Genomic DNA, 23435 nt, shown 5'->3' on the forward strand with positions numbered 1-23435 from the left:
TTTGGTTCCGCCCGGCGACTGGCGGTAACTTAGTTGTCAATGACAACCAACGCTTCTACCGCACCCGCCGGCCACGCCGCGCCAGGGGAGTACAGCCACAAGCAGATCCTGACGATCCTCACGGGCCTCCTGCTCGGGATGTTCCTGGGCTCGCTGGACCAGACCATCGTCAGCACCTCGATCCGCACCATCGCCGACGACCTGCACGGTCTCGACGCCCAGGCGTGGGTGACCACCGCCTACCTGATCACCTCCACGATCACCACGCCGATCTACGGCAAGCTCGGCGACCTGTGGGGCCGCAAGAAGCTGTTCATGTTCGCGATCAGCATCTTCGTCATCGGCTCCGTGCTGTGCACGTTCTCCACCTCGATGTACGAGCTGGCCGCGTTCCGGGCCTTCCAGGGGCTGGGCGCCGGTGGTCTGTTCACCCTCGTGCTGGCGATCATCGGTGACATCGTCAGCCCGCGTGAGCGCGCCAAGTACACCGGCTACTTCATGGCCACCTTCGGCACCTCGAGCGTGCTCGGTCCGGTCATCGGCGGCTTCTTCGCCGGCGCCTCCTCGATCCTGGGCATCGCCGGCTGGCGCTGGGTCTTCCTGGTCAACGTGCCGATCGGCATCGTCGCGCTCATCGTCGTCTTCCGCACGTTGCACGTCCACCATGTCAAGCGGCAGGCCCGGATCGACTTCCTGGGCGCCATCGCGCTCGTGATCTGCCTGGTGCCCCTGCTGACCGTCGCCGAGCAGGGCCAGGGCTGGGGCTGGAGCTCGACCAAGGCGATCCTCTGCTTCGTCGTCGGCGCGGCCGGCCTGGTGATGTTCGTGGCGGCCGAGGCCTACATGAAGGACAACGCGCTCATCCCGCTGCGACTGTTCCGGATCCGGGCGGCCTGGGTGACGGTAGTGGCCAGCGTGCTGGTCGGCATGGCGCTCTTCGGCGGCATGATGATGCTGCCGCTCTACCTGCAGATCGTGCACGGTGCCTCGCCGACCGAGTCGGGACTGCTGATGCTGCCGATGGTGCTCGGCCTGATGTCGGCGGCGATGATCTCCGGCAAGATCACCTCCAAGACCGGCCGGCCGCGGATGTTCCCGATCGCCGGCTCGCTGATCATGGCGGTCGGGTTCTTCCTGCTCACCCAGGTCAGCGCAGGCACGCCGCTGGTGCTGGTGATGGTCTTCATGCTCATCGTCGGGTACGGCGTCGGCAACTGCATGCAGCCGCTCATCCTCACGGTGCAGAGCGCCGTACCGCCGCAGGAGATCGGTGTCGCCACCGCCTCCGCCACCTTCTTCCGGCAGATGGGCGGCACCATCGGCGTCGCGGTCTTCCTCTCGATCCTGTTCGGCAGCGTCGGCGGCGACATCGCGACCGCCTTCCACGACGACTCCCCGAAGATCCAGGCCGCCGTCCAGTCCGGCCAGCTGGTCCCGAACACGCTCGACAAGGAGGTCCTGGCCGGGGACCCGAAGGTCACCGAGGAGTTCAACAAGGACTCCTCGATCATCAACAAGATGAGCCCTCAGATCGCGCACCCGTTCAAGGTGGGCTTCACCGAGTCGATGACCAAGGTCTTCTGGATCACCGGCGGCATCGGCATCGTCGCGTTCCTGGTGCTGCTGCTGATGCCGGAGGTCGTGCTCCGCACGACCTCCGCCTCCTCGGCCGCCGCAGCCGAGCGCGCGGCCGCAGCGGAGTAGCGTCGGCGTCCCAGCGACGACAGCGGCCCCCGGCGATCGCCGGGGGCCGCTGAGTTGTTGCGCTGAGGGATCAGCGAACTGTCACTTCTTGTGCTTCTTGTGCTTCTTGTGGTGGTGCTTCTTGACCGGTGCCGCTGCCACCTTGACGCTCTTCGTGGTGCTGCCGGAGAGGTAGTCGCCGTTGGTGTCGCGCGCCTGGACGCTCACGGTGAGCGTCTGGCCCTGGTCGGCGGCGACGGGCTTGTACGACGCCGCGTGGCTGAGCACGGTGGCGCCGCGCTTCCAGGTGTAGCTGTAGGCCAGGTCCTGGGTCACGTTCCAGGTGCCGGTCGTCGCGGTCAGCGTGCCGCCCTGGGTGGCACTGCCGCTGATGGTCGGGGCGGCGGTGGCGAGCAGGGTGCGACCGAGGGTGTAGCTGACCGTTGCCTTGGCTCCGGAGCCGAGCTTGATCGGCGTGGCCGAGGCGAGCGTGTAGCGGCCCTTCCAGAACTGCGGGACGAAGTCGACCTCGGAGAGGTTCGCGTCGGTGTCGTCCCACGACGCGTCGCGCCTGCCGTAGGCAACGAGGTAGTAGGTGCCCGGCTGCTCAACGAAGCTGTAGCTACCGTCGTCATTGGCGCCGGTGTTGTCGACCTCGTAGCCGTCGCCGTCGAGGAGCTGCAAGTACACCTGGCCCTCGTCGGTACCGCTCACGGCCGGAAGGGTGATCTTGCCGCTGATCGTGGCATAACGCAGGAGCTTGCTGCCGCCGGCGCTGACGGAGCCCTTCACCGGGACGGTGAACGTGGAGGCGGTCTTGAAGGTCTTCCCGCCGTAGTAGCTGCTGACATCGTCGGAGTCCGCGGCCTCGACCTTGTACTGGCCGGGCGCGAGGGACGTCGTCGGCAGGGTCCAGGTGCCGTCTCGCCGGGTCTGGCTCTCCCAGACCTCGAAGCCGTAGACGTCGTAGACATCGATGCGCCCCGGGTGAGCCTTACCGGCGTCGTCCGTGATCGTCCCGTGCAGGCCCGAGCTGGTGTCGAGAGTGGTCTGCTTGGCGGTGATGTTCTTCGTCACCGGCGTGGTGCCGTCGATGGTGAAGGTGGGGACGCCTGCGGGCGGGACGGCGCTGCTGTCGACGGCGGTGCCCCCCAACCACTCGTCGCCGTACTCACCCGAGGGATCCCAGACCCGCAGCGTGTAGGTACCGGCGGGCTGACCCGAGAACGAGTACGTGCCCTTGTCGTCGGTCCAGGTGGCTGCGACCTGGCTCCAGGTGCTGTTCGAGGTGTCCTGGCGGTAGAGCATCACCTCGACATCGTCCTGATAGGAGGCGCTGGCCAGTTTGATGCCGCCGACACCGGTGACGGTCCCGCCGATCTCCGGCGTGGTGATGACGTTGGCCGCCGCGGGGAGCGCGGTGCTGCCGATGTTCGTCGCGGCGGCACTCTTCACGGTGAAGATCGCCGCGTGGTCCGCATCGTTGGCACTCGTCGGCGCGCCCGCCCAGACCGCGGTCGCGTAGCTCGAGGGGCAGCAGCTGCCGCCTCCGGAGGTCACGTCGTAGGCGACCACCTTGTACTGGCCGACGGGAATACTCGACCGCCAGGTGGTCGACAAGGTCGTCGGCGTGTCCGATCCGGTCGCCTCCCAGGAGGTGCTGACCGGGTTGACCGACTTGTTGGCGATCTGGGTCTGGGTCGTAGTCGCCGGATAGACGGCGACGTAGTCGTAGAGGTAGGTGGTCGTCGCCTGCGTCACCGTGCCGGTGAGGGAGCCCCTCGACGCGCCGACGCTCACGGGGGAGATGGTGACGTCGGCGCTCGCGTTGTTAGCGTCAAGGTTCTCCACCACCGAGAACTGGTCATGGTGGGTCGAGGTCGCGACTGCCTTGGCGGTGTAGCTGCCGTCGGCGAGGTTGCCGAACGTGACGTTGCCGGAGCTGTCAGTGGTGAGAGCGTTGCCGACCGTCGCCCCGGTCGCGGTGCTGTAGAGCTCGACGTTCACGCCGCCCAGGGGGGCACCGGTAGTGAAATCGTCAACGGTCACGGACAGGGAGTCGGTGCCGCCGGTGGCCTGTGCGGCGGTGGGTAGCAAGGTCAGCGGCGCGCCGACCAATGCCACCGTCAGGGCCGCCGGAGCGGCCCATCTGATCATCTTCATGGGGGTCCTTCGCAGGTGGGGTCGGCCAGACGGCCGACTGCTGGACGGTAGGGAGGAAAAGCGGGTCGGCGACGCAAATCGGCTTAATCTGTGACAGTGGTCTAAACCACCTGTGGGCTCGCTGTGACTCAACGCACAGGGACGAAGCGGGCGGATGCGAGCCCGCGGGGCCGCAGGTTCGGCCCGCGGCGTACTCCCGACTTACGATGGACCCCATGCCTGGCGACTCCGTCTTCTCCCGCATCGAGCCGCGCCTGACCTCGGTCTCCAAGCCGATCCAGTACGTCGGGGGCGAGCTCAACTCCACCGTCAAGGAGTGGGGCGCCGATGCGGAGACCGTGCGCTGGGCGCTGATGTATCCCGACGCCTACGAGGTCGGGCTGCCCAACCAGGGCGTGGCGATCCTCTACGAGGTGCTCAACGAGCGTGAGTGGATCGTGGCCGAGCGCACCTACGCGGTCTGGCCCGACATGGAGCAGGTCATGCGGATCGGCGACGAGCAGGGCCCGATCCCGCAGTTCACCGTCGACGCCCACCGCTCGGTGCGCGACTTCGACCTGTTCGGGCTCAGCTTCTCCACCGAGCTCGGCTACACCAACATGCTCAACGCGCTCGACCTGGCCGGCATCGCGATCCACGCGGCCGAGCGCGGCCTGGAGGATCCGATCGTCGTCGCCGGCGGCCACGCGGCCTTCAACCCCGAGCCCATCGCGGACTTCATCGATGCCGCCGTGCTCGGCGACGGCGAGGAGGTCGTGCTGGCGATCTCCGAGGTGGTCCGGGAGTGGAAGCGGGAGGGCCGTCCCGGCGGTCGCGACGAGGTGCTGCGGCGACTGGCCGTCTCGGGCGGGGTCTACGTCCCGCGGTTCTACGACGTCACCTACGCCGCCGACGGCGCGATCGAGGCGGTGGTCCCGAACCGTCCGGGCATTCCGTGGCGGGTCCGCAAGCACACCCTGATGGATCTGGACGCCTGGCCCTACCCGGCCAAGCCGCTGGTGCCGCTGGCGGAGACGGTCCACGAGCGGTTCTCGGTGGAGATCTTCCGCGGCTGCACCCGCGGCTGCCGCTTCTGCCAGGCCGGCATGATCACCCGCCCGGTGCGCGAGCGCTCGATCAACACCATCGGCGAGATGGTCGAGAACGGCATTCGCACGTCCGGCTTCGAGGAGGTCGGCCTGCTCTCGCTCTCCAGCGCCGACCACACCGAGATCGGCGACATCGCCACCGGGCTGGCCGACCGCTACGAGGGGCAGAACGTCTCGCTCTCGCTGCCCTCGACCCGCGTCGACGCGTTCAACATCACCCTGGCCAACGAGTTCTCCCGCAACGGCCGTCGCTCGGGTCTGACCTTCGCCCCCGAGGGTGGCTCGGAGCGGATGCGCGCGGTGATCAACAAGATGGTCACCGAGGAGGACCTGATCCGCACCGTGGCGACGGCGTACTCGCACGGCTGGCGACAGGTGAAGCTCTACTTCATGTGCGGGCTGCCGACCGAGACCGACGAGGACGTGCTCGCCATCGCCGACCTCGCCAAGAAGGTGATCGCCAAGGGGCGCGAGGTCTCCGGCCGCAACGACATCCGCTGCACCGTCTCCATCGGCGGGTTCGTGCCGAAGCCGCACACGCCGTTCCAGTGGGCCGCCCAGCTCGACCACGAGACCACCGACGAGCGGCTGCGCAAGCTGCGCGACGTGGTGCGCACCGACAAGCGGTTCGGCCGGGCGATCGGCTTCCGCTACCACGACGGCAAGCCCGGCATCGTCGAGGGCCTCCTGTCCCGCGGCGACCGCCGGGTCGGGCGGGTCATCGAGGCGGTCTGGCGCGACGGTGGCCGCTTCGACGGGTGGAGCGAGCACTTCTCCTACGAGCGCTGGATGACCTCGGCGGCCACCGCGCTGGCCGACACCGGCGTCGACGTCGACTGGTACACCACCCGCGAGCGGGAGTACGACGAGATCCTGCCCTGGGACCACCTCGACAGCGGCCTGGACAAGGACTGGCTGTGGGGTGACTGGGAGGACGCCCTCGCGGCCGCCCGCGGCGAGGACATCGAGATCGAGGACTGCCGCTGGACGCCGTGCTACGACTGCGGCGTGTGCCCGGAGATGAACACCGAGATCCAGATCGGCCCGACGGGCCAGAAGCTGCTGCCGCTCTCGGTCGTCTGATCGGACCGTTGCCCGGCTGCAGATCCATGTAACGCGGTGTCCGGTCCGCTCCTGCGGTGTTGCGGCACCGCGGAACAGGGGCGGACACCGCGTTACATGGGTCCGTCGGGCTGCGCGGGCAGCTCGTCCTCGAGGAAGCGCGGCCGGCATGCGGCCCTGCCGGCGACGTACTGGGGCAGGCACAGGGCCAGGAGCACGACCAGCGGGACCCGCCAGCTGCCGGTCGCGTCGTGGATCAGGCCCACCCCGAACGGGCCGACCACGGCGATCAGGTACCCGACCGACTGCGCGAAGCCGGACAGCGACGCCGTGCCGGCAGGCGTGCGGGTGCGCAGCCCGATCAGGGTCAGCACGAGCGGGAAGGTGCACGTCCCGGCGCCGACGAGCAGCGCCCATGCCCAGGCGCCGCCGTGCGGCGCGACGATCAGCCCGACGTAGCCGATCAGGTAGCAGACCATCAACGCGTTGAGCAGCACACCCGGGTGGCGCAATCGCGCGGTTGCTCGCGGGATGAACCAGGAGAGCGGGATCGTGATCCCGGTGACGGCGCCGAGCAGGAGCCCGGCGGTGTGGGCGCTGAATCCGTTGTCGCGGTAGAGCTTCGCGAACCAGCCGAAGATGGAGTACGCCTGCAGCGACTGCAGCCCGAAGAAGATCGCCATCGCCCAGCCCAGTCGAGTGCGGGCGACGTCGGCGAAGCGGATCGACGAGCTCGCCCCATGCGTACGGCGCTCGCGCCCCAGCAGACCGATCCACGGCACGGCGGCGACCGCTGCCAGCAGCGCCCAGGCGAACAGTCCGGCGCGCCAGTCGGTCGCACCGCCACCGTGCTGGGCGATCGGCACCGTCAGGGTGGAGGCGGCAGTCAGGCCGACCGCCAGCGCTGTCGAGTAGAGCGCCGTCACCGTGCCGACGCGGTCGGGGAAGTGCAGCTTGACCAGCGAGGGCAGCAGCACGTTGGCCACCGCCATGCCGGACAGCGAGACGAAGGAGAGCACCAGGAACCAGCCGGCGTCGTGCACGTGCGCGCGGGTCGCCAGGCCCGCCACGACTCCGAGCAGGGAGACGAAGGCCGTGCGGTGCAGGCCGAGCAGCGTGGCCAGCCGCGGTGCCAGCGCGCCGACGCTGGCGAAGCAGACCACCGGCAGTGCTGTCAGCAGCGCCGTCTCGACGTCGTTCATCTGGAGGCCGTCCGAGATCTCGTCGAGCAGCGGCCCCACGCTCACCGCCGCCGGTCGCAGGTTGAACGCCAGCGCGACGACGCCGACGAGCACGAGCGCGCGACGCCAGCGCGGCTCGGCGGATGCGTCGGCGAGGTCCGGGCTCGGGGTCGGCGGCATGCGTCGATCCAAGCAGGCTCGTTAACAAGAGCGAGAGGTGGCCGTAACACTGACGCAACAAAGCATTAAGTCTAGCGAGTTAGTGGGATACGGTGGTGGTATGGCGCCCGAACTCCTCTGGTACATCCCGAACACGGTCGAGCCGGGTCATCGCGGGGACACGAACGCCGACGGCTGGGGCTCGTTGGACTACTCCGTGGACCTCGCTCGGCAGTGCGAGCTCCACCACTGGAGCGGCGCCCTCCTCGGCACAGGGTGGGGCAGGCCCGACACCTTCACCGTGGCGGCCGCACTCGCCGCCCGCACCAGCACGTTCAAGCCGCTGATAGCGGTCCGTCCGGGCTACTGGTCGCCGGCCCAGTTCGCCAGCGCCGCCGCCACCCTCGACGACCTCAGCAACGGTCGGGTCCTGGTCAACATCGTCAGCGGCCAGGACGCCCCCGCGGCGTACGGCGACGACCAGGTCGACCAGCCCACGCGCTACGCGCGCACCCGTGAGTTCATGCGGCTCACCCGGCGGCTGTGGACCGAGGAGAGCGTCACCTTCCGTGGGGAGCACTACCGGGTCACCGACGCCACGATCGCGCCGCGTCCGGTGGTGGCGGGGGAGCGGCTGCACCCGACGCTCTACTTCGGCGGCGCCTCCCCGGCGGCGGAGGAGACGGCGGCCGCGGAGGCCGATGTCCAGCTGTTCTGGGGCGAGCCGCTGGACGGGATCGCGGAGCGGGTCGAGCGGCTCCGCGGTCTGGAGCAGCGGTACGACCGGGTCCGGCCCCTCGAGTTCGGTTTGCGCATCACCACCGTCGTGCGTGAGACGTCCGGGCAGGCATGGCGCGACGCCGAGGCGAAGGTCGCGGCGTTGGCGCGGGCATCCCACGCGACCGACCGTCACCACGACCAGAACAGGGGCACACCGGCGGTCGGGCAGCAGCGGCTGATCGACCTGCAGCGGCGCGGCGACGTACTCGACACCTGCCTCTACACGGCTCCCGGTCGGGTGGGCGGCGGTGGCGCGGGCACGACCTGGCTGGTCGGGTCCGGGGACGAGGTCGTCGCCGCGCTGCGGGCCTACCAGGCTCTCGGGATCACCCACTTCGTCCTCTCGGACACCCCGTACCGCGAGGAGACCGCCCGCGTCGGCGATGCGGTCGCGGCGGTGATGGGGGCGTCGGTTCCGGCCTAGCCGGGCTACGCGGCGACCGGGGAGCTCAGCTGCTCCTCGACCGAAGCGGGGATCGAGGCACGCGCGGCGAGCACCGGGATCGGCAGGGCCAGCACCAGCAGCAGCGCCAGCGGCCAGCCCCAGGAGCCGAGCTGGAGGTGCAGCAGCCCGAACCCGAAGGTGCCGACCCCTGCCACGAGGTAGCCGACCGTCTGCGCGACCCCGGCCAGCGAGAGGGCGGCGTCCCGGGAGTGCGCGTGACGGGCGACCAGGGTCAGCGACATCGGGAAGCTGATCGCCGCGATCCCCAGCAGGACCGCCGCCGGCACGGCGGCGGCGCGGGGGGCGATCAGGAGCAGCGCGATCCCGAGCGGGTAGCAGACGCCGACGAGCAGCTGCAGCCTGCGCGGATCGCGGTGCACGCTGACCACGGCCGGCCACCACAGCGTGAACGGCAGGCCGCACACCGCCAGCACGCCGAGCAGGACACCGGCGCTGCTGGCGTGGAAGCCGTGCTCGCGCCACAGCGACGGGAACCAGCCCATCGCCGTCCAGATCTGCAGCAGCTGCAGCGCGTAGAGAGCCGCGAGGCGGCGGCACGACCGCGTCCGGATCATCTGCGGCAGCGTGATCGTGCGGGGGATCGGCGCGAGCACCGAGTCGTGCCGGATCAGCCCCAGCCACGGGATCGCCGCGACCACCGCGAGCGCGCCCCAGAACGCCAGCCCCGTCCGCCAGCCGCCGTCGCTGTGCGCGATCGGGACGGTGAAGACGGCCGCCGCACCGAAGCCCACGGCCAGGAGTCGCGAGTACGGCGCTGCCAGCGTGCCCAGCCGCTCGGGGAAGTGCAGCATGACCAGTGTCGGCAGCAGCACGCTGGCTGCGGCCATCCCGCCGAGAGCGAGGACGGAGAGGGCGAGGAACACCCAGGTGTGGTCCGCAAGGGGGCGGGCGAAGAGCCCGATCGCTATCGCGAACACCGACAGCAGCGTTGCCCGATGCAGCCCGAACCGCCGGGCCAGCGCCGGCCCGACCGCCGAGAGGCAGGCGAACGCCAGCGCGGGCAGCGCGACCAGCAGCGACGCCTGGCTGTGGGTCAGATGCATCCCGCGGACGATCTCGGGCAGCATCGGTCCCACGCTGGCGGCGGCAGGGCGCAGGTTGAGCGCGAGCAGCACGATGCCGGCGAGGATGAGGGGCGAGGGTCGGCGGTTCACTGCCCGCATCCTTGCACTTCGGTCCGGCCGGCCGTCTCCGGGTAACATCGGCGGGTGCGAGAACAGCCCGAACAGCAGGCGCCGCCGGTCCAGCGACTGCGCGTGCGCTACGCCAAGCGCGGCCGGATGCGGTTCACCAGTCACCGCGACTTCAGCAGGGCGTTCGAGCGGGCCGTGTTCCGGGCGCGGGTGCCGGTCGCGTACTCCTCGGGTTTCAACCCCCACCCCCGGATCTCCTACGCCGGAGCCTCGCCGACCGGCGCGGCGAGCGAGGCCGAGTACCTGGAGCTGGCGCTCGCCGAGGTGGTCGACCCGGCCGCTGTCCAGCGCCAGCTGGACGAGGTGATGCCCGCCGGGCTCGACGTCGTCGACGTGGTCGAGTCGCCGGGTGGCGCCCTGGCCGATGTCTTGACGGCGAGCCGCTGGGTGATCGACGTCCCGGTGGAGCCGGCGGTCGCGACCGCAGCGGTCGACACGTTCCTGGCGACGCCGACGGTGCTGGTGGAGCGGATGACCAAACGTGGGCTGCGCGAGTTCGACTGCCGCGCAGCCGTCCTGGCCCTGACGGCTGACGCGGGGGAGTCCGGTGCGCGCCTGGCGCTCACCCTGCGCCACGTCGAGCCGATGGTCCGCCCCGACGACGTGATGACCGGTCTGCGCACCGTCGCCGGACTCGATCTCGGCACCGCCGCACCGCTCCTGACCCGCCTCGAGCAGGGCCCCCTGGACGAGGCGAGCGGTGCCGTCGGCGACCCGCTGCGCGCGCACGTCGACCGGTTTTGAGGATCGGTGTGCGATACTCGCCTCGGTCGATGACGGGCCTGGGCGTGTGACAGACGCTCGCCGGCAGCGATCCGACGACGTTCTCGCCGATGCTCATCGCAGATGGTGCACCGGCACACCGGGACGGTGATCCTCGCCAGCCCGCGACGCGGCCTCCGGGCCTAGCGACCGCGGTAGGTGAATCGGTCTCAGCCTCGATGACGCATACCGCGGAGGGTGTCGCCGCCACTGACAAGCTTTGCGTCGCGCGTCCGACTCCGGCCGGCGTGGCGGCGTCCTGACACGCCTGGTCCGCCTCGATGCGGCCGGGCCGAGGAGTACGGCATGGCCGACGATTCCACCGTCGAGACCCAGAACAACGGCGCCGAGCAGGCCGGGGGCGCCCCCGAGGCGGCCTCCACGCCCGCCAAGAAGACAGCGGCGCGCACCTCGACCGCGAAGAAGACCGCGACGGCGAAGAAGGCCGCCGCCAAGAAGGCGCCGGCCAAGAAGGCGCCGGCCAAGAAGGCGCCGGCGAAGAAGGCCGCCGCAGCGGGGACTGCCCCCGAGGGCGCCGCCGCCGAGGAGGCCGCTCCCGCGAAGACAGCGGCGAAGCGCGCTCCCAGGAAGCGTGCTGCCGCGCCGGCCGGGTCGGCCGACCAGCCGCTGCTCGACGTGCCGGCCACGGATGCCCCGGCCGCGGACCCCGTCGCCGACGGTGCGGAAGCGCCGGCCAAGAAGACAGCGGCGCGCAAGTCGACGGCGGCGAAGAAGACGACCACGGCTCGCAAGGCGACCGCCAAGAAGACGGTCGCCGAACCGGTGCCCGAGCCGGCGCAGACGCCGGCAGCCGAGGCGGGAGCCGAGCCGGAGCAGGCCCCGCGGACCACCAAGCGTGCCGCCGCCAAGACGGCCAAGACGACCGCAACGAAGGCGCCAGCGAAGCGGGCGACCAAGAAGGCCGCCGCGCCTGTCGAGGCGCCGACCGAGCCCGGCCCCGACGTGCTGCCGGAGGCGGCTGCCGAGACGGCCTCCCCCGCGAGCTCCGCTGGCGAGAGTGGCACCGACGGGGCTCTGGGGGTGCTGTTCCAGGCGCCGGAGAAGACGCCGCGCAAGCGGCCTGCGCGCAAGCGGGCAGCGGCGAAGAAGCCGGTCGAGGAGATCCCCGAGGAGGTCTCAGCCGCGACGTCCGAGGACGACGAGGACCAGATCGCGCTCGCCGCCGTCGAGGCGGACGCCGTCGGCGACGCGGCCGCGGCGGAGGCGACTGCGGGCCTCGACGAGGAGACCGACGAGACCGCTGACGAGACCACCGACGAGACCGAGGCCGACGACGAGTCCGGGGCCCCGGCCCGCCGCCGTCGCCGCCGCGGCGGCCGGCGCCGTCGCAAGTCCGGTGAGGGCGGGGCGAACAACGAGGGCGACGAGAACGAGGAGGAGTCCTCCTCCGCGTCGGCCGAGGACACCGAGGACCAGGCCGAGGCCGAGGACACCGAGGAGCAGGCCGAGGGCGGCTCCTCGCGCCGCCGACGCCGCCGTCGGCGTGCGGGCGACTCGGGCGGCAACACCACCGACGACGACCCCGAGAACACCGTCACCCGGGTGCGTGACTCGCGGCCGCTCGAGCAGCAGATCACCGCTGTCTCCGGCTCGACCCGCCTGGAGGCGAAGAAGCAGCGCCGCCGGGAGGGTCGCGAGGCCGGCCGTCGCCGCGCCCCGATCGTGAGCGAGGCGGAGTTCCTCGCCCGGCGCGAGTCGGTCGAGCGCGTGATGGTGATCCGCCAGCGCGAGGACCTCACCCAGATCGGCGTCCTCGAGGACAAGGTCCTCGTCGAGCACTACGTCGCCCGCGAGTCGCAGACCTCGCTGATCGGCAACATCTATCTGGGCCGGGTCCAGAACGTGCTGCCCAGCATGGAGGCAGCGTTCGTCGACATCGGCAAGGGCCGCAACGCCGTCCTCTACGCCGGTGAGGTCAACTGGGCGGCGCTCGGACACAAGGACGGCCAGCCCCGCAAGATCGAGTCGGTGCTCAGCAGCGGGCAGACGGTGCTGGTGCAGGTCACCAAGGACCCGATCGGGCACAAGGGCGCTCGTCTGACCTCGCAGATCTCGTTGGCGGGCCGGTTCCTGGTCTACGTCCCCGACGGCACCACGTCCGGCATCTCCCGCAAGCTGCCCGACACCGAGCGGAACCGGCTCAAGTCGCTGCTCAAGGAGATCGTCCCCGACTCCGCCGGCGTGATCGTGCGCACCGCCGCCGAAGGCGCCTCCGAGGAGGAGCTGACCCGCGACGTCGAGCGGCTCAAGGCCCGCTGGGAGGACATCGAGGCCAAGGCGCGCGGCAACGCTCCGCAGCTGCTCTACGGCGAGCCCGACCTGACCCTGAAGGTGGTCCGCGACCTCTTCACCGAGGACTTCGCCAAGCTCGTCATCCAGGGCAACGACGCCTGGGAGACGGTCAAGGGGTACGTCGAGCACGTCGCCCCCGACCTGGGGGACCGGCTGCAGCGCTTCGTCCCGGGCGAGGACGGCAAGGACGCGTTCTCGACGTACCGGATCGACGAGCAGATCGCCAAGGGGCTGGACCGCAAGGTGTGGCTGCCCTCCGGTGGCTCGCTGATCATCGACCGGACCGAGGCGATGACGGTCGTCGACGTCAACACCGGCAAGTTCACCGGCTCCGGGGGCAACCTCGAGGAGACGGTCACCAAGAACAACCTCGAGGCCGCGGAGGAGATCGTGCGCCAGCTGCGGCTGCGCGACATCGGCGGCATCATCGTGGTCGACTTCATCGACATGGTGCTGGAGTCCAACCGGGACCTGGTGCTGCGCCGCCTGGTCGAGTGCCTGGGCCGGGACCGCACCCGCCACCAGGTCGCCGAGGTCACCTCGCTGGGCCTGGTCCAGATGACCCGCAAGCGGATCGGTACCGGCCTGCTCGAGGCCTTCTCCGAGACGTGCGCGCACTGCCACGGGCGCGGCCTGATCGTGCACGACCACCCGGTCGAGGAGGGCAAGAGCTCCGGGGTCGCCCCGGACGAGCCGCGCCGGTCGCGGCGCCGTGGGGGCCGTGGCAAGAACAACGACAACCCGAGCGCCGAGCAGCAGATCCCGCTCGACGGCGCGGACCCGCACCGTGCACCTACTCCCGCTGAGTTCGCCGCGATGGCGCGCCATCACGAGGAGGAGGCGCTGGAGTCCATCGCCGATGCCGAGCGATCGGCCGAGCGTGAGCCCGAGGAGACCGAGTCCGTCGAGGCGCGCGACATCGTGGCGTCGACCGAGCCCGCCGAGGCGGTGGTGGTCGAGGACTTCGAGGACACCTCGACCGACCAGCGGGAGGCCGCCGAGGCGCCCGAGACGGGGACGCCGACGGTGAAGGTGGTGACGCGCACACGGGGTCGCCGCGGGGCCAGCCGCCCGGCCGGCGGCGGATCGGCCGAGACGACGGCCGTCGCGCCGGTCGTGATCACGCCGGAGCCGGCGGTGGTGGCGACCGCCGAGGTCACCACGCCCGAGCCGCCGAAGGTGATCACGCGGACCCGTCGCGGCGCGAGCCGGTCGGTGACCACGCCCGAGCCGACGGCCGCCGCCGAGGCCGCCCCGTCCGTCTCCGACAGTTCGGACCCAGCGGAGGACGAGCAGCAGGTGGAGCACGTCCCGGTGAAGAAGCGGGGCGCGCGCAAGCGCTGATCCCGACACGATCGAGTCGGAGGGCCGCCGTACGCCGCGTTTTGCGGTGATCGGCGGCCATCCGTACTATTGATCCTCGGCGTGCGCTGCACGTCTGCTGCGAGCATCTCACCTCCGGATTCGGGGTCGACGTGTGCCGCAGACCCATGGATTCTTGAGTTCGGCAAGCAGATGAAGGAGACCGCGGTGTACGCGATCGTGAAGGCTGGCGCCACCCAGCAGAAGGTTGCCGTCGGCGACGTCATCGAGATCGACAAGGTCGGGACCGGTGTCGGCGAGTCCGTGACCCTGCCGGTCGTGCTCGTGGTCGACGGCGAGAAGGTCACCTCGACCGGTCTGGACAAGGCCTCGGTCACCGCCGAGGTCGTCGGCGGAGCCAAGGGCCCCAAGATCGTCATCCAGAAGTACAAGAACAAGACCGGTTACAAGAAGCGCCAGGGTCACCGCCAGAAGTACACCCAGGTCAAGGTCACCGCGATCAACGCCTGAGGCGTCGATCTCCACACTCTCCCTGAAGGACTGAAGAGATGGCACACAAGAAGGGTGCGGCGTCCACCAAGAACGGCCGCGACTCGAACTCCCAGCGCCTCGGCGTGAAGCGCTACGGCGGCCAGCTGGTCAACGCCGGCGAGATCATCGTCCGCCAGCGCGGCACCCACTTCCACCCGGGTGCGGGCGTGGGCCGCGGCGGCGACGACACGCTGTTCGCGCTCCAGGCCGGTGCGGTCGAGTTCGGCACCCGCCGCGGTCGTCGCGTCGTCAACATCGTCCCGCAGGCCTGACATCGAGTCGGGACCTCTGCACGATTGAGTCGGGAGTTTCGGCCGATGGGCCGGAGCTCCCGATCTCATTTCCACGGACCCACCCCCGACTCAACCCCGACCCACCCCCGATCCAACGGAGTCCTGCCATGGCTGTGCCCACCTTCGTCGATCGCGTCACGCTGCACGTCAGCGCTGGCCGCGGCGGTCACGGCGTGGCCTCGGTCCACCGTGAGAAGTTCAAGCCGCTCGGCGGCCCCGACGGCGGCAACGGCGGACCGGGTGGCTCGGTGATCCTGCGCGTGGACCCCGACGTCACCACGCTGATCGACTACCACCACAGCCCCAAGCGGCGCGCCGGCAACGGCGGCCAGGCGGGCGGCAACTTCCGCAACGGCGCCCACGGCGAGGACATCGTCCTGCCGGTCCCGGACGGCACCGTGGTGACCGACATGCAGGGCAACGTGCTGGCCGACATGGTCGGCGCCGGCACCGAGCTGCTGGTGGCGGAGGGTGGCCGGGGCGGGCTCGGCAACGCTGCACTGGCCTCCTCCAAGCGCAAGGCACCCGGGTTCGCGCTGCTCGGCGAGCCCGGCGAGGAGCTCGAGATCGGCCTCGAGCTGAAGGTGGTGGCCGACATCGGCCTGGTCGGCTTCCCCAGCGCCGGCAAGTCCAGCCTGATCGCCTCGATCTCGCGGGCCCGGCCCAAGATCGCCGACTACCCCTTCACGACGCTGGTGCCCAACCTCGGCGTCGTCCGCGCCGGCGACGTCACCTTCACCGTCGCCGACGTCCCCGGTCTGATCGAGGGCGCGGCCGAGGGCCGCGGACTCGGCCACGAGTTCCTGCGCCACATCGAGCGTTGCGCCGCGCTGGTGCACGTCATCGACACCGCCTCGATCGAGCCCGGTCGCAACCCGGTGGACGACCTCGACGTGATCGAGGGCGAGCTGGCCCGGTACGGCGGCCTGGAGGACAGGCCTCGCCTGGTCGCCCTCAACAAGGTCGACGTGCCGGACGGGCGCGACCTCGCCGACATCACCCGCGAGGACATCGAGGCCAAGGGCTTCCGCGTCTTCGACATCTCCGCCGCGTCGGGGGAGGGGACCCGGGCGCTCGTCTTCGCGATGGCCGAGCTGGTCGCCGCCTCGCGCACCGAGAGGCCGGCCGTTGAGCCGCAGCGCATCGTGCTGCGCCCGCACCAGGGCAAGGGCGGTCCCGACTTCACCATCGCGGAGACTCCCGATCCCTCCGGTGCTGGGCAGCGTGCGTTCGTCGTTCGTGGCGAGAAGCCCGAGCGCTGGGTGCGCCAGACCGACTTCAACAACGAGGAGGCCGTCGGCTACCTCGCGGACCGACTCAACCGGCTCGGTGTCGAGGCCCAGCTCGCCAAGCTCGGCGCCCTGGAGGGCGACACCGTGATGATCGGCGACCCCGGCACCAACGCCGTCGTCTTCGACTTCCGCCCCTCCATCGAGGCAGGAGCCGAGATGCTGGGTCGCCGCGGCGAGGACCAGCGCCTGCGCGAGGACCGCCCCGCGGCCCAGCGCCGTCGCGACATCCAGGAGGGCATGGAGGAGCGCGGCGAGAACGAGACCCGCGCGGACGTCGCCCGGCGCCTGGACCGGAACAACTACGTCGACGGCACCTACGGCTACGAGATCGGCTCGCAGGAGGACCCCGACGCCGACCTCTTCGACCTCTCGGAGAGCGACCCCGACGCCGCAGCAGCCGCGGACCGGGCGGGTGAGGAGGAGGAGTGAGCCTGCGGCCCGCTGTCACCGGCGCCAAGCGAGTCGTGGTCAAGGTCGGCTCGTCCTCGTTGACGACCGTCGACGGCGGGATCGACCCGGCGCGACTCTCAGCGCTCGTCGACGTCCTGGCCGGGGTGCGTGCCCGCGGGGCCGAGGTGGTGCTGGTGTCCTCCGGGGCGATCGCCGCCGGTCTGGCGCCGCTGGGTCTGGCCAGGCGCCCCAAGGCTCTGGCCGCGCAGCAGGCCGCCGCCTCGGTCGGCCAGGGGCTGCTGGTGCACCGCTACACCGAGGAGCTCGCCCGGCACGAGCTCATCGCCGGCCAGGTGCTCCTCACCGTCGACGACGTCACCCGGCGCAGCCACTATCGCAACGCCTCCCAGACGTTCACCACGCTCCTCGAGCTCGGCGTGCTGCCGATCGTCAACGAGAACGACACCGTGGCCACCTCGGAGATCAGGTTCGGCGACAACGACCGGCTCGCAGCCCTGGTCGCCCACCTGGTCCACGCCGACCTGCTCGTCCTCCTCAGCGACGTCGAGGGCCTCTACGACGCCCCGCCGTCCCAGCCCGGTGCGCGGCTGGTCGGTGAGGTGGCGTCGCTGGCCGACCTCGCGGGCGTCACGGTCGGCAAGGCGGGCGCGGCGGGCGTCGGCACCGGCGGCATGGTGACCAAGCTCGAGGCCGCACGCATCGCCGTGGAGGCCGGCATCCCGGTGGTGCTCACCGCTGCCGCCAACGCCGAGCCTGCACTCGCTGGCGAGCCGGTCGGCACGCTGTTCCACGCCACCGGCAAGCGTCGCTCGACACGGCTGCTGTGGCTCGAGCACGCCACCGAGCCGATGGGCTCCATCGCCCTCGACGAGGGGGCCGTGCAGGCCGTTCGGGAGCGCGGCGCGTCGCTGCTCGCGGCGGGGATCACGGCGGCGAGCGGTGACTTCCATGCCGGCGACCCGGTCGACCTGGTCGGCCCCGACGGTGTCGCGATCGCCCGCGGTCTGGTGAACTTCGACGCCGAGGAGCTGCCCCGGCTCGTCGGCCGCTCGACACGGTGGCTCGAGGCGCAGCTGGGTTCGGCGTACGCGCGCGAGGTGGTCCACCGTGACGACCTCGTGGTGCTCTAGGCGACGCGCTCGCTCGGGGCGGCGGCACGGGGTCGGCGAAGCACCGGCCAAGATGAACACTTGGTTAACTGGCTCGTCTGAATTCGTGTCGCGGGGGTGAACGAAGACACCCTTGTCTCCCGTGAGCGCAGAGACTCTGACGCTGGTGCTGGTCGTCGCGACCGCCCTGGGCTTCGACTTCACCAACGGGTTCCACGACACCGGGAACGCGATGGCCGCCTCGATCGCGACGGGTGCGCTCAAGCCCCGCGTGGCGGTCGCCGTCTCCGCGGTGATGAACCTCCTCGGCGCCTTCCTCTCGGTCGCCGTCGCGCTCACGGTGACCAACGCCGTGGTCAAGACCTTCGACCCGAAGGCGACCACGGCGCACGAGGCGCTGACGATGTCCGGCGACAAGCTGCTGGCGATCGTGCTGGCAGGTCTGATCGGCGGCATCGTGTGGAACCTGCTGACCTGGCTGCTCGGGCTGCCCTCGAGCTCCTCGCACGCGCTGCTCGGCGGCCTGATCGGCGCCACCATCGTCAGCCGCGGCTGGGAGGGCGTGAACTGGGTCGGCGACGGCACCAAGCTCGACGGCGTGGTGGGCAAGATCCTGCTGCCGGCGGTGGCGAGTCCGGTGGTGGCGGCGATGGTCGCCTGCCTGGGTACGTTCGCCGTGTTCCGGATCGTCGCCGGGATGGCGCTGCGGCAGGTGAACCGGGGGTTCCGCTGGGGCCAGGTCGGCACCGCGTCGCTGGTGAGCCTGGCGCACGGCACGAACGACGCGCAGAAGACGATGGGCGTGATCACGCTCGCGTTGATCGCCACCGGTCACTGGAGCAGCCTCACGTCCATCCCGTTCTGGGTGAAGGCGGTCTGTGCGGTGGCGATCGCACTCGGCACCTACCTCGGCGGGTGGCGGATCATCCGCACGCTCGGCAAGGGACTGGTCGACATCGAGCCGCGCCAGGGCGTCGCCGCCGACGCCTCCACCGCCGCCGTCATCCTGGCCTCGAGCCACCTGGGCTTCGCGCTGTCCACCACCCACGTCGCCAGCGGCTCGATCGTCGGCGCGGGGCTCGGCAAGCCGGGCGCCAGCGTCCGCTGGAGTACGGCGCGGCGCATGGTCGGTGCCTGGCTCCTGACCGTCCCCGCCGCCGCGATCGTGGGGGGAACGATGTGGATCGTCGGCCACCTGTTCGGTCTGGCCGCGGGCTCGGTGGTCGAGGTCGTCGTGCTGCTCGCCGTGGCCGGTTACCTCTACCAGCGCTCGCGTCGGCAGCGCGTCGATGCGCACAACGTCACCGAGGCGTGGGAGATCGACCAGGCCGCGCCGAACGTTCCCACCGACCTGGTGCGCGGCGGTGACCGATGAGCGATCACCCGACAGGTCACGATCAGCTAGTGAACCGGACCTGAACAGTGGACGAACACAGCTGTCGGCCCCTGCCCTGGCGCGGACGCAGCGGGCAGGCTCGTTGACGTGAGTGCAGAGACTCTGGCGCTGGTGCTCGTCGTGGTGACGGCACTCGGCTTCGACTTCACCAACGGGTTCCACGACACCGGCAACGCGATGGCGACCTCGATCGCGACGGGCGCGCTCAAGCCGCGTGTCGCCGTCGCCATCTCGGCGGTGATGAACCTGGTCGGTGCCTTCCTCTCCGTCGCCGTGGCGCTGACCGTCACCAACGCGGTGGTCAAGACCTTCGACAGCAACGCCAGCTCCGCCAGCGACGCGCTGACGGTGCCCGGCGACAAGCTGCTGGCGATCGTCCTCGCCGGTCTGATCGGCGGCATCGTGTGGAACCTGCTGACCTGGCTGCTCGGCCTGCCGTCGAGCTCCTCCCACGCACTGTTCGGCGGCCTCATCGGGGCGACCATCGCCTCGCTGGGCTGGAACGGCGTCAACTGGGTCGGCGACGGCACCAAGCTCGACGGGGTGGTGGGCAAGATCCTGCTGCCCGCCGTCGCGTCGCCGATCGTGGCCGGCCTGGTGGCGGGGGTCGGGACGTGGCTGATCTACCGCATCACCGTCGGCGTCGCCGCGCGGTTCACCGAGAGCGGCTTCCGTTGGGGCCAGATCGGCACCGCCTCGCTGGTGAGCCTGGCGCACGGCACCAACGACGCGCAGAAGACGATGGGCGTGATCACGCTCGCGCTGATCGCGACCGGCCACTGGAACCACCTGGACTCCATCCCGTTCTGGGTCAAGCTGGTCTGCGCGCTGGCGATCGCGGCCGGCACCTACATCGGCGGCTGGCGGATCATCCGCACCCTGGGCAAGGGCCTGGTCGAGATCGAGTCCCCGCAGGGCGTCGCCGCCGAGTCCTCCTCGGCGGCTGTCATCCTGGCCTCGAGCCACCTCGGCTTCGCGCTGTCCACCACCCACGTCGCGACCGGCTCGATCCTCGGCACCGGCCTGGGCAAGCCCGGCGCGGAGGTGCGCTGGGGCATCGCGGGCCGGATGGTCGTGGGCTGGCTGCTCACCCTCCCGGCAGCGGCGATCGTGGGAGGATTGATGTGGGGTCTGGGCGACCTCTTCGGTCTTGCCGGCGGCTCGGTGGTCGAGTTCGTCGTGCTGGCGGTGGTCGCCGGATACCTCTTCGCCCGATCCCGCCGGCAGCCGGTGGGCGCGCACAACGTGAACGACGAGTGGGAGAGCCCGACGGCCTCCCCGACCACTCCGACGGGAGCAACAGTATGAACGACCCCCTCCGGATGCTCACTTCGTTCCCCCTCGGACGGGGATCGCGATGAGCGGCGCATTCGGCGACGACGTCCGCCTGGCGGGCGAGGCGATCTGGAAGGTGCTGCTGGCCAGCCTGGTGCTCGGCGCCGGTCTGCCGGCGGTCTTCGCGCTCGGGATCCGCTCGTTGGCCTGGGGAACCGGCGGCGACGCGGAGGCCGGTGGCGGCACCGCGACGGCCCCCGCCCCGGGGCACCCGCTGGGCAAGGTGCTGGCGGGGATCCTCTTCCTGGTGGTGGCCTACGGGATCGTGGCAGGCCTGATCTTCATCATCGCCAGCGGCCAGGGCAAGGACATCTCCTTCAGCCACGTGATCCCGACGATCGTGGCGCACAAGTCATGAGCACCTCTCCCGTCTCCCGCGTCCTGGAGTGGCTGAAGGCCGGCTACCCCCAGGGCATCCCGCCGGCCGACTACCCGCCGGTGCTCGGCGTGCTGCGCCGCAAGCTCACCGACGAGGAGATCGAGGCCATCGCCGACGAGCTGGCGCTGCAGTCGGTCTCGGCCGGCGACGTACCGGTCACGGCGGAGGACATCCGCTCGATGGTCCGCTCGCACGCGTTCCAGCGCTGCACCTCCGAGGACCTCACCCGGGTCTCCGGCCTGTTGGCCAGCGGAGGCTGGCCCCTCGAAGCCGACCTGGGCTAGAGGGACGCGCGCGGTCAGCTCCGCAGCCGTCGGCTCGCGGGTGTCTGCTCGGCGGCCGGGTGCGCCTAGTCGCCGACGGCCTGCTTGCCGCGCTGGATGATCTTCGGGTCCGGTACGCCGACCACATCGGGGTTCTTGCCGTCGTACTCGAACTGCGAGAGGAAGTAGCGCATCGCGTTGAGCCGGGCGCGCTTCTTGTCATTGGACTTGATCGTGATCCAGGGCGCCGTCTTGGTGTCGGTGCGCCGGAACATCTCCTCCTTGGCGGCCGTGTAGGAGTCCCAGCGGTCCAGCGACTCCAGGTCCATGGGGGAGAGCTTCCACTGCCGGACCGGGTCGATCTGACGGATGATGAAGCGGGTGCGCTGCTCTGACTGGGTGACGGAGAACCAGAACTTGGTCACCGAGATGCCCGATTCGACCAGCATCTTCTCGAAGCGCGGCGCCTGGTCCATGAAGATCTCGTAGTCCTCGTCGGAGCAGAACCCCATCACCCGCTCGACGCCGGCGCGGTTGTACCAGGATCGGTCGAACAGGACCAGCTCCCCGGCGGCCGGCAGGTGGGCGATGTAGCGCTGGAAGTACCACTGCGACTGCTCGCGCTCGGACGGCTTCACCAGCGCCACCGTGCGGGCGTAGCGGGGATTGAGGTGCTCCATGAACCGCTTGATCGTGCCGCCCTTGCCGGCCGCGTCGCGACCCTCGAAGAGCACGACGTGGCGGTGCCCCGTGCGCTGCTGCCAGTTCTGGAACTTGATCAGCTCGACCTGCAGCTCGTACTTCTCGAGGTCGTAGGCGGCCCGGTCGAGGCGTTCGTCGTACGGGTAGTTCTCCCGCCAGGTGTCCACGGCGCGCCCGGCCGGGTCGATCAGGATCGGGTCGTCGTCGTGGTCCTCGCCGATGGAGTGGCCGTCGGCCTGGAGGCGGTCGATGTAGGCGCGCAGGTCCTCGATCATGCAGGCAACCTAGGCGTGGAGGTTGAACGGCGGGTTACGAGTCGTGACCTGCCGCGCCGTACTCTTGCCTCGTCATGACTCGCGCACCGGGGACCGTCTACCTCGACCACGCCGCCACCACCCCGATGGTGCCGGCGGCCGTCGAGGCGATGAGCGCACACCTGCTCGAGGTCGGCAACGCCTCCTCACTGCACGCCTCGGGCCGGCGCGCCCGCCGGGTGGTCGAGGAGTCGCGGGAGACGATCGCCCAGGCGCTCGGCTGCCGTCCCGGCGAGGTGGTCTTCACCTCCGGAGGCACCGAGGCCGACAACCTTGCGCTCAAGGGCGTCTTCTGGTCGCGCCGCGAGGCCGACCCGCGCCGCGTCCGCATCCTCAGCACCGGCATCGAGCACCACGCCGTCCTCGACCCGCTGCACTGGCTCACCGATCCCCGCGACGGACGGGGCGGGGCACGGGTCGAGCTGCTGCCCGTCGACGCCGACGGGCGGCTCGACGTCGCGGCGCTGCGGGAGGCGCTCGCCCGCTCGCCGGAGGACGTCGCGCTGATCTCGGTGATGTGGGCCAACAACGAGGTCGGCACCCTGCAGCCGCTGGACGACGTGGTCGAGCTGGCAGGGGCGTACGGCGTGCCCGTGCACACCGATGCCGTGCAGGCGGTCGGCACCGTCCCGGTCGACTTCGCCGCGTCAGGCGTCGACGCCCTCACCCTGACCGGACACAAGCTCGGGGGCCCGTACGGCGTGGGCGCGCTGCTCGCCCGCCGCGAGCTCGAGCTGACAGCGCTGCTGCACGGTGGCGGCCAGGAGCGGGACGTGCGCAGCGGCACCATCGACGTGCCGGCCATCGCCGGTTTCGCCGCCGCTGTCGAGCTCGCTGTCAAGGAGCAGGCCGCGTACGCCGCCCGCGTCGGCGCCCTGCGCGAGCGTCTCGTCGCCGGCGTGCGCGCTGCCGTGCCCGACGCGGTGCTCAACGGCCCGGCCGACCCGTCGGAGCGACTGCCCGGCAACGCCCACTTCTCCTTCCCGGGCTGCGAGGGCGACTCCCTGCTCATGCTGCTCGATGCGCAGGGGATCGAGTGCTCGACGGGCTCGGCCTGCTCCGCGGGCGTGCCGCAGCCCTCCCATGTCCTGCTGGCGATGGGTCGATCCGAGGACGAGGCTCGCAGCTCGCTGCGCTTCTCGCTCGGCCACACGTCGACGGCTGCCGACGTGGATGCGCTCGTCGCGGCGATCGGTCCGTGCGTGCAGCGGGCGAGGTCGGCGGGGCTGCGGTGATC

Annotated in this window: 18 protein-coding genes; 14 read left to right on the forward strand and 4 right to left on the reverse strand. The window is 70.8% G+C overall.

Features of this window, described 5'->3' with window-relative positions:
- Nucleotides 1-39 precede the first annotated feature (39 nt).
- On the forward strand, nucleotides 40-1704 hold the full coding sequence (locus P5P86_RS07030) for an MDR family MFS transporter (RefSeq protein ID WP_280610600.1): 1665 nt from the start codon (nucleotides 40-42) through the stop codon (nucleotides 1702-1704).
- Between the two features lie 81 nt (nucleotides 1705-1785).
- Here P5P86_RS07030 and P5P86_RS07035 read toward each other — a convergent pair whose 3' ends face one another.
- Nucleotides 1786-3846, reverse strand: coding sequence for a SpaA isopeptide-forming pilin-related protein (locus tag P5P86_RS07035; RefSeq protein ID WP_280610601.1), 2061 nt, complete (start codon nucleotides 3844-3846; stop codon nucleotides 1786-1788).
- Between the two features lie 215 nt (nucleotides 3847-4061).
- On the opposite strand from P5P86_RS07035, the gene P5P86_RS07040 reads away from it, so the two are divergent.
- Nucleotides 4062-6017 carry a TIGR03960 family B12-binding radical SAM protein gene (locus P5P86_RS07040; protein WP_280610602.1) on the forward strand — a complete coding sequence of 652 codons (1956 nt, stop codon included), beginning with the start codon at nucleotides 4062-4064 and terminating at the stop codon, nucleotides 6015-6017.
- Between the two features lie 92 nt (nucleotides 6018-6109).
- Here P5P86_RS07040 and P5P86_RS07045 read toward each other — a convergent pair whose 3' ends face one another.
- On the reverse strand, nucleotides 6110-7357 hold the full coding sequence (locus tag P5P86_RS07045) for a CynX/NimT family MFS transporter (RefSeq protein WP_280610603.1): 1248 nt from the start codon (nucleotides 7355-7357) through the stop codon (nucleotides 6110-6112).
- A gap of 100 nt (nucleotides 7358-7457) precedes the next feature.
- On the opposite strand from P5P86_RS07045, the gene P5P86_RS07050 reads away from it, so the two are divergent.
- Nucleotides 7458-8540: an LLM class flavin-dependent oxidoreductase gene (locus P5P86_RS07050; RefSeq protein WP_280610604.1), complete on the forward strand. Its 1083-nt coding sequence runs from the start codon at nucleotides 7458-7460 to the stop codon at nucleotides 8538-8540.
- A 5-nt stretch (nucleotides 8541-8545) separates the two neighbouring features.
- On the opposite strand, the gene P5P86_RS07055 is transcribed toward P5P86_RS07050, so the two are convergent.
- On the reverse strand, nucleotides 8546-9736 hold the full coding sequence (locus P5P86_RS07055; RefSeq protein ID WP_280610605.1) for an MFS transporter: 1191 nt from the start codon (nucleotides 9734-9736) through the stop codon (nucleotides 8546-8548).
- Nucleotides 9737-9790: 54 nt separating this feature from the next.
- Here P5P86_RS07055 and P5P86_RS07060 point away from each other — a divergent pair, with 54 nt between their 5' ends.
- The 10 genes from P5P86_RS07060 to P5P86_RS07105 all read left to right on the forward strand — a co-directional run bounded on the left by P5P86_RS07060 (nucleotide 9791) and on the right by P5P86_RS07105 (nucleotide 21203).
- The gene (locus P5P86_RS07060; RefSeq protein ID WP_280610607.1) at nucleotides 9791-10519 is read left to right on the forward strand and encodes a TIGR03936 family radical SAM-associated protein; all 729 of its coding nucleotides are present in this window, start codon (nucleotides 9791-9793) and stop codon (nucleotides 10517-10519) included.
- Nucleotides 10520-10843: 324 nt separating this feature from the next.
- Nucleotides 10844-14194 carry an Rne/Rng family ribonuclease gene (locus tag P5P86_RS07065; protein WP_280610608.1) on the forward strand — a complete coding sequence of 1117 codons (3351 nt, stop codon included), beginning with the start codon at nucleotides 10844-10846 and terminating at the stop codon, nucleotides 14192-14194.
- Between the two features lie 186 nt (nucleotides 14195-14380).
- Nucleotides 14381-14683, forward strand: coding sequence for a 50S ribosomal protein L21 (gene rplU, locus P5P86_RS07070; protein ID WP_280610609.1), 303 nt, complete (start codon nucleotides 14381-14383; stop codon nucleotides 14681-14683).
- A gap of 38 nt (nucleotides 14684-14721) precedes the next feature.
- Complete coding sequence (gene rpmA, locus P5P86_RS07075) at nucleotides 14722-14976, forward strand: 50S ribosomal protein L27 (protein ID WP_280610610.1); 255 nt, start codon at nucleotides 14722-14724, stop codon at nucleotides 14974-14976.
- 128 nt (nucleotides 14977-15104) lie between these two features.
- A complete protein-coding gene (gene obgE / locus P5P86_RS07080) occupies nucleotides 15105-16718 on the forward strand; it encodes a GTPase ObgE (RefSeq protein WP_280610611.1) in 1614 nt (537 codons plus the stop codon).
- A complete protein-coding gene (proB, locus tag P5P86_RS07085; protein ID WP_280610612.1) occupies nucleotides 16715-17830 on the forward strand; it encodes a glutamate 5-kinase in 1116 nt (371 codons plus the stop codon). The genes obgE and proB overlap by 4 nt, the downstream gene beginning before the upstream one ends.
- Before the next feature lie 121 nt (nucleotides 17831-17951).
- The gene (locus P5P86_RS07090) at nucleotides 17952-19184 is read left to right on the forward strand and encodes an inorganic phosphate transporter (RefSeq protein WP_280610613.1); all 1233 of its coding nucleotides are present in this window, start codon (nucleotides 17952-17954) and stop codon (nucleotides 19182-19184) included.
- A gap of 108 nt (nucleotides 19185-19292) precedes the next feature.
- Complete coding sequence (locus tag P5P86_RS07095) at nucleotides 19293-20513, forward strand: inorganic phosphate transporter (RefSeq protein WP_280610614.1); 1221 nt, start codon at nucleotides 19293-19295, stop codon at nucleotides 20511-20513.
- A gap of 49 nt (nucleotides 20514-20562) precedes the next feature.
- Nucleotides 20563-20898 carry a hypothetical protein gene (locus tag P5P86_RS07100; RefSeq protein ID WP_280610615.1) on the forward strand — a complete coding sequence of 112 codons (336 nt, stop codon included), beginning with the start codon at nucleotides 20563-20565 and terminating at the stop codon, nucleotides 20896-20898.
- Nucleotides 20895-21203, forward strand: a complete 309-nt coding sequence (locus P5P86_RS07105; protein ID WP_280610617.1) for a DUF3349 domain-containing protein — start codon at nucleotides 20895-20897, stop codon at nucleotides 21201-21203. Before P5P86_RS07100 ends, P5P86_RS07105 begins: the two co-directional genes overlap by 4 nt.
- 65 nt (nucleotides 21204-21268) lie before the next feature.
- On the opposite strand, the gene ppk2 is transcribed toward P5P86_RS07105, so the two are convergent.
- Nucleotides 21269-22159, reverse strand: coding sequence for a polyphosphate kinase 2 (gene ppk2 / locus P5P86_RS07110; RefSeq protein ID WP_280610619.1), 891 nt, complete (start codon nucleotides 22157-22159; stop codon nucleotides 21269-21271).
- Between the two features lie 74 nt (nucleotides 22160-22233).
- Here ppk2 and P5P86_RS07115 point away from each other — a divergent pair, with 74 nt between their 5' ends.
- Nucleotides 22234-23433 carry a cysteine desulfurase family protein gene (locus tag P5P86_RS07115; RefSeq protein ID WP_280610620.1) on the forward strand — a complete coding sequence of 400 codons (1200 nt, stop codon included), beginning with the start codon at nucleotides 22234-22236 and terminating at the stop codon, nucleotides 23431-23433.
- Nucleotides 23434-23435: the final 2 nt, after the last annotated feature.

It is taken from the genome of Nocardioides sp. BP30, assembly GCF_029873215.1.
GTDB lineage: Bacteria > Actinomycetota > Actinomycetes > Propionibacteriales > Nocardioidaceae > Nocardioides.